This is a genomic window from uncultured Nitratireductor sp. (assembly GCF_913053745.1).
Classification (GTDB): Bacteria; Pseudomonadota; Alphaproteobacteria; order Rhizobiales; family Rhizobiaceae; genus Nitratireductor.
Genome location: NZ_CAJXGF010000202.1, coordinates 1 through 6,716, shown reverse-complemented (window position 1 = coordinate 6,716; position 6,716 = coordinate 1). Strand labels below are relative to the sequence as shown.

General features: G+C 61.6%; 5 protein-coding genes and 1 pseudogene. 3 read left to right on the top strand and 3 right to left on the bottom strand.

Annotation, left to right across the window (positions count from 1 at the left end; translation table 11 throughout):
• Positions 1–485 (top strand): annotated as a pseudogene (locus QZ638_RS21635) (condensation protein); the annotation flags it as partial.
• Complete coding sequence (locus QZ638_RS21630) at positions 457–2,094, top strand: hypothetical protein (RefSeq protein WP_295814393.1); 1,638 nt, start codon at positions 457–459, stop codon at positions 2,092–2,094. The pseudogene QZ638_RS21635 and the gene QZ638_RS21630, both read left to right, overlap by 29 nt.
• Here the strand turns inward: QZ638_RS21630 and QZ638_RS21625 are convergent.
• Positions 2,064–2,870: a 4'-phosphopantetheinyl transferase superfamily protein gene (locus tag QZ638_RS21625; protein ID WP_295814391.1), complete on the bottom strand. Its 807-nt coding sequence runs from the start codon at positions 2,868–2,870 to the stop codon at positions 2,064–2,066. The genes QZ638_RS21630 and QZ638_RS21625 overlap by 31 nt on opposite strands.
• On the bottom strand, positions 2,860–4,038 hold the full coding sequence (locus tag QZ638_RS21620) for an aminotransferase class I/II-fold pyridoxal phosphate-dependent enzyme (protein WP_295814388.1): 1,179 nt from the start codon (positions 4,036–4,038) through the stop codon (positions 2,860–2,862). Before QZ638_RS21620 ends, QZ638_RS21625 begins: the two co-directional genes overlap by 11 nt.
• 326 nt (positions 4,039–4,364) lie before the next feature.
• On the opposite strand from QZ638_RS21620, the gene QZ638_RS21615 reads away from it, so the two are divergent.
• Positions 4,365–6,029 (top strand): GMC family oxidoreductase, encoded by a 1,665-nt coding sequence (locus QZ638_RS21615; protein WP_295814386.1) that lies wholly within the window; start codon positions 4,365–4,367, stop codon positions 6,027–6,029.
• Here QZ638_RS21615 and QZ638_RS21610 read toward each other — a convergent pair.
• On the bottom strand, positions 6,026–6,716 hold a 691-nt coding region (locus QZ638_RS21610; RefSeq protein ID WP_295814383.1), incomplete at its 5' end, for a polysaccharide biosynthesis C-terminal domain-containing protein. The two genes, QZ638_RS21615 and QZ638_RS21610, sit on opposite strands and share 4 nt — an antisense overlap.

Below are 6,716 nucleotides of genomic sequence, written 5' to 3'. Positions count from 1 at the left end.
TCGACAGTTGGGCTCCTGGCTATGTGCGTTCGCAACCCGGCTTCACACGCTGGCGCTGGAACACGGAGAAGCGCGCCAAACGCCTCCTTTACTTCACCGGCAAGCTGATGCGCGGGCGAATGTCGCTCATCACCTACCTGAAGGAATTCAGCCTCTCGCTGAAACTCATCGAACGTTTCGCGCCTGGACGCGCCATGAATCCGGAGGAGGAAGCCAACGAGGCCGTGACCCAGTTTCTGGTGCGCGCCGCGCGCCGCTACCGTCCACGCGCGCTCAACAGCGAAAACATCCTGTTTTTTCGCAGTCAGGCGACCCACGCGCGTGCCAAACGACTGTTGTTCGGCTGGCGTGGTTTCGTGCCCGACGAATCCCCTGTGTTCGACCTGAACGGATGGCACGAGGACTCGCTCAGCGAAAACGGTATCGAAAAGCTTTCCGCCGTACTCGGCGAGCGCCTTGAACTGGGAGGCCACTCTGAACAATGAGATCCGAACGGCCACTGGCCGTGATCAACCGCATGCGCCGCTTCGCATCGGCATCGTGCGCACGGCCGGCCGGGCGTTCGAAAACTGGGAACTTCAACTCATCGAACGAATGCTCGCGGACCGGCGTTTCCGGCTCGTAGCCATTCTCGAGGATGCGAAACCGGCCCGCAGCGCCCGCCCGAACATGCTGACAAGGACCGTGGCGCGGCTCGACAGCGCGTTTTTTGCACGTCAACCGGTCTATCGCGCCCGGCGCTTCGAGCGCGCAGGAAACGGTATATTGAATGTTCCGCTTATCGAAACCGACCATGAAGACGACCGTCGCGAGCTCGATCTCGACCTCGTTCTACGTCACCGCGACACCCGTTTACCCGAAACCTTCGTGAAAAGCCTCACTTTCGGCATCTGGTCCCTCAGCCATGTTTTTACCCAGTCCGGCATGGTGAGTTGGGATGGCATCGTCGACATGGCCGCGGGCGCTCCCACCAGCCATCTTGCGCTGTTTGTCGAAACCGCGCGGCAGCCGGAAAGGCGAACCGTCGCCGAGGCCGCGTTCAATGTGAAGTTCAGCGCCGCGCGCAACGCCGCCTTCATCAAGGAGAAATCGGTTCTGCTCCTGATGCGCGAGCTAAAACGGGTTGCCGAAACCCGCAAGCTGCCGAGACCGCTCAAAGCGTCCGGCACAGTACCCACGCTTAACCCGCCCGGCCTCATCGAGACCGGCCGATATGCCGCCGAGCTTTTTAAGAACACCACGCAGCGCGCCCTGAAAAGCGTGCGACGCGCCTCTCATCAGGAAACCGCCGTGTGGACGCTTTACAGCGGACGCGGCGCCATCGACGATTTCGACCCAAGCGAAGCCATAGAGATTCCGCCAACGGACACCGCGATCAGGGCCGATCCCTTTCTCTTCCATCATGAGGGCCGGACCTTCCTGTTCTATGAAAATTACGGCCTTCGCGACACCAGGGCGCATATCGCCGTGGGTGAGATTACCCGCAACGGTTTCGAGCCCATCGGGATAGCGCTGGGCGGAAACGAGCATCTCTCCTTTCCCTTCGTGTTCAAGCATGGCGACGATATCTTCATGATGCCGGAAACCCATCAGCGAAAACGCATCGAAATCTGGCGTGCCGTCAACTTTCCTCTCGTATGGGAACCCTATTCACGGGCCCTGGAAGGCTGGTCCACCGCCGACAGCACCCTTTTCAGACATCGGGGGCAATGGTGGCTTTTCACCAATCTCTCCGATCATCACGCCTTCGAAGATCATTGTTCGGCGCTTTATGCCTTCCAGGTTGACGGGCCGAAGCTCAGCCGGCTTGTCTCCCACCGTCGCAACCCCGTGGTGATGGGCAGTGCCACGGCACGCAATGCTGGCCGTATTTTTTCGCGCCATCGCCGCCTCTATCGCCCCGCGCAATACAATGCGCACGGCATTTACGGCTATGGCCTCAACATCATGGAGATCGAGCACCTGGACATGAACGACTATCGGGAGACCTGCGTGCGCCGGATCCTGCCCGACTTCAAGCCCGGGCTGACCGGCTGCCATCATTTCGACGCCAGCGGTTCCCGTTATATACTGGATGCGCGGCTCAATGCCTGATGGCGCTCCATGCGCAATGCCGGTCGCCATGCGCCGCGCACGTCCCGGCGGGCCGGCTGCAGCCGCGTGCCGCGATAATTGAGCGCAACCGTGTTGCCCGCCGTCATTGCCGCTACGGCGCCGATGTAGCCACGCGGCAGGGAGAGATGGAGAAGCTGCCACTGTGCCGGCGCGTCCTCGACGCCGTCGAGCCGCAAGAGACGTGGCGTTTCGTTCGGATCGATGGTCACATCGAACGATTCCAGCGGCAGGGAAAGCCCCGCGCCATGCGCTTTTACAAACGCTTCCTTGCGTGTCCAACAACGGAAGAACGCGCCGAGGTAATCCTGCGCGGAGACCGCCTTCAGCGCTTCGTTTTCTGCCTGCGAGAAGAAGTGTTCGGCGAGATTTTCCCGGAATGGAAGAACCCGTTCGATGTCGATGCCGAGCTGATAGCGATCGGATACGGCGAGAACCGCCGTAGCACCGCTATGGCTGAGGTTGAAATGAAGTGGCGGTTCGCCCCGACCCGCAAGCCGCGGCTTCCCGAAAGCGTTGTAGGAAAAGGAAAGGCGGCTCGCCGCCACGCCGAGATACGAGCCCAGAATGGCACGCAGCCGACCACGCCCGGCAATGAAACGCAGACGGTGCTGCTCATGTACGAAACGCGAGGCGCGTGCGAATTCCGCCTCGTTGAGCGCCGACACAAGCGGTGGCAGCGCCTCAAGCGGGACATCGAGGGACCATTGCCAGACATCGATCGTGCCGGCGCCAATGCTCACGGGCTTAAGCTGCATAGGACAACCGCCTTTCCGGCGCGCCCTGTCCGGCCATGCGGCGGGCAAGATAGGCCATGAGTGCCGTTGGATAGTTTTCGCCCAGACTGATGCGACAGGTGCGCTTGAGAATGTCGAGCGACCGGGCACACATATCCGGCCCGTAGGTCACGTCCGCCGACGCCCAGCCATAAGGGTTCATGGCGGGATGGAACGCGCGCTTCTCAAGAATCGGCGCCCAGTGGGTGCAAACATGGCGGCTTGAATCGAAAACCCTGTAGACGCCCCGCTTGTGCTGTGCAGCAAATGCTTTCGCTTCGCCTTCGGTCTCGAAAACAAGATGGAGACCGACGGCGTTTTGCGGATCGTTGTGCGGCCCCAGCCGAAACGCGTCGCTGCCCGACAGGATATGCGACATGACCTGATGCCGACGGCGCATGCGCCGCAGCATCGGGTCGAGCTTGGCGAGTTGCACATTGAGCATCGCGCCCTGTATCTGGCTCGCCTTGAAGTTCACGCCAAAAAAGCTTGGTTCGTTGTAGTGGTCGAGATGCCCACGGAAGAGCTCGCCGACATCGTGGTACATACGGGCGCGTGCGAAGAAGCGATCGCTTTGCGACGCTACCGCCCCGCCCTCGCCGATATTGATGTTCTTGAACTGGTTGAAGCTGAAAGCGCCGATATCGCCGATCGTGCCGACGCGTCGGTCGCGGTAACTGGCGCCCACCGCCTGGCAGGCATCCTCGATGACCAACAGCCCGTGCTGGCGGGCGTGCTCCGTAATCGCCTCCATGTCGCACACCATATTGGCCATGTGGACCGGAAGAACGGCGCGCGTATGCCGGGTCAACTTACGTACGATGTCCTCGGGATCCATGGTCAAGGTTTCGTCTATATCGACGATCACCGGCACCGCGCCAACCGCGAGCACCGCGGCCGCGGTGGCGATCCAAGTGTACGCCGGAACGAGCACCTCGTCGCCCGGACCGACGCCCGATGCCGCAAGAGCGCTGATCAGAGCCCCGGTGCCGCTGCTGACCGTCAGCACGTGCTTGATGCCGAACTTTTCGGAAAACGCGTTCTCGAACCGGTCGAGCGGTCCCTCGCCCGGCCCGCCATAGCGCGCCAGCCGACCCGAGGCGATGACCCTGCCGACAGCAAGCCACTCACGCAAACCAACCTTTGCCATAATCTTTTCCCGCTTTGCCGGCGGACGGCGCGTGCCCGGTCTGCGCGGTGCGCAGAGGGGCACGTCGCCCATGTCGCGGCGCCCCATGTATTCTTCGAGCGTATGCCGCGGCCATGGGGTTTTCAAATAATCCAATAATGTAGCCGCGTGGGAGCGCGCTCTACCCCCCAATGGCCAAAACCCTTAGCAAGTCGGCCTTTCTATGCAATTTGGATGAGTTCGGCCGAGGGCTGGTTTTTGCTAGTCTGTGCTTGGGGTTTTCACGGCGCAGCGATCCGTTTTTTCCATGGCTGACGTGCCGTTTTATGGCCCGTTCAGGTGGCGACGTGTCCATTCTAGACTTGCGAACCGTGCCTTCGGGCACACAGATAGATGCCGATCTCGCCCTTGTCGGCGCGGGACCTGCCGGGCTCGCCATCGCGCGCGAGTTTGCCGGCACCGCCCTAAAGGTTGTGCTCATCGAAAGCGGCGGTATCGCGTTCGACCCAAACGTTCAAAAACTCAATCGTGTCGAAAATGTCGGCGATCCGAACACGCGAGACGCCATGTCCCTGCAACGGGGCTACACGGGTGATCTCGCCTGGCTCAACGACATTCCCGCCTTCGAGCTTCGCAATCGCATGGTTGGCGGTAGCACGCACACCTGGGTGGGCAAATGCGCCGCCTTCGACGACATCGATTTCGACACCCGCAAATGGGTTCCCGGTTCCGGTTGGCCGCTGCGACGGCGCGATCTGACCGATGTGCTCGACCGCGCGGCAACACTCCTCAATCTCGGCCCCAACGTCTACGACAAGGCGCTCTATCACCGCCTGGCTTCGCCACCGGCTGATATCGACTTGAACGACGATCTTGTGCGCACCTTCTTCTGGCAGTTCAGCCAAAGACCCAACAGCAGCGAGCCGCTAAGGTTCGGCGATATTGCAAGGGAGTTGACGGCGAAAAACGTCGACATTCTTACCCACGCGACCGTTACCCGTATCGGCCTGGAAGCGAGCGGACGGCGTGTCGAGATATTAGACCTCAAGAGCCTGGCGGGAAGCGAAGCGGCGGTTCACGCCCGGACGGTGGTTTTGTGCGGCGGTGGCATCGAGAACGCGCGGCTGCTTCTGGCCTCCAACGACATTGCCGGTTCCGGCATCGGCAATGAGCGCGATTGTGTGGGACGCTATCTTGCCGACCATCCGCGCACCGTCATCGCGCGCTTTGAGAAAGATTCGCTTCAGGATGTGGCGGAGCATTTCGGCTTTTACGGATTGAAGCACAAACGCCGCACGCATTTTTATCTGCGGGGATTGGCCTTGAGCCCTCGCCTGCAGGTGCGGGAAGGGCTGCTAAACTGCGCCACCTACCCTGTGCAAATGCTCGCGCCCAACGACCCGTGGCTGGCGCTCAAGCGGTTTTACTCAGGCAAGAAGCGCTTCCGTCTCGACGATCTCAGAACCGCCCTCGCCGCGCCGGGAGGTCTCGCCGCCGGCCTGCACCGCCGGTTAGTCATGAAGCGCGGTCTGCCGCGACAACTCACCGAGCTGCGTTTCGACGCCATGGCCGAACAAAGACCCAACCGTGACAGCCGGGTGACGCTCTCCTCCGTCCGCGATCCGCTGGGCACCCCTCTCGCCCGCGTGAACTGGAAGATCGGCTGGGCGGAAACCGCCAGCATCGCGAGGCTGGCCGAACTCATTTCCGCCGAATTCTGGCGCATCGGCCTGCCGCAACCCAAACTCGAACAATGGGTTCTCGACGAGGATTTCAAGAACGCGCCCTTCAGCGATATGGCCCATCCTTCGTGCACCACCCGCATGGGCGACGATCCGGCCACGAGTGTTGTCAATCGGGATGCCAGAGTTCACGGCGTCGACGGGCTTTACGTGGCGGGCAGTTCGGTCTTCACAACACCCGGTCACGCAAACCCGACGCTTATGATACTGGCCATGGCGCTGCGCCTCGCCGACCATCTGAAAACGCGACTTTCGGCGTCAGTGCGCTAGCGTCCCGACTTGAGCCAGCCGGTCCATTTCCAGCTTGCATAGAGAACGCTCAGATAAATGAGCGCACCGACGAGAACCTGCATCGCCATCTGCGAATAGGTCGGCAGATGCATCTCGTCAGGCCAATGGGCCAAAGACGAGACCCCGACGAACATCACCGCCGCCGCAAGCGCGATGAGGCCGCTGTTTGCTGAAATGCGCAGCCAGTCGAGCCCGCCGTAACGGACCTGGAACCAGACGGCGAGGATGCCCGCAAAGGCCGCCGCGACGCACTGCCCGACGGCGGCATAGACAAGGCCGAAAGGCGCCAGCACCACCATCATGCCGATGGACGCAAGGCTGATCATGAGCGACAGCGGCCAAAGCCGCCTGACCTCGCCTCGAACCGACAGCAACGGCTCGGTCACGTAACCCTGAAAGGATACGAGCTGCCGGACGGCGAGAATCTTGACGACCAGCGCCACGGGGGCCCATGTGCTGCCAAGCGCGATGTCCACCAGATTGGGCGCGACCAGGATGAGGCCGACATAAATGGGTGCAGCCACGGCGAACAATGCCGGCAGAAACAGATTTCCAGCCCGGCTGACAGGATCGGTCGACTGCCCGCGGGCATCCTGGCTGCCGGCGCGACGAAAAATCACCCATGCAAGCATTCGAGCCGGTTCGCCGACAAGCTCGGAGAATGCG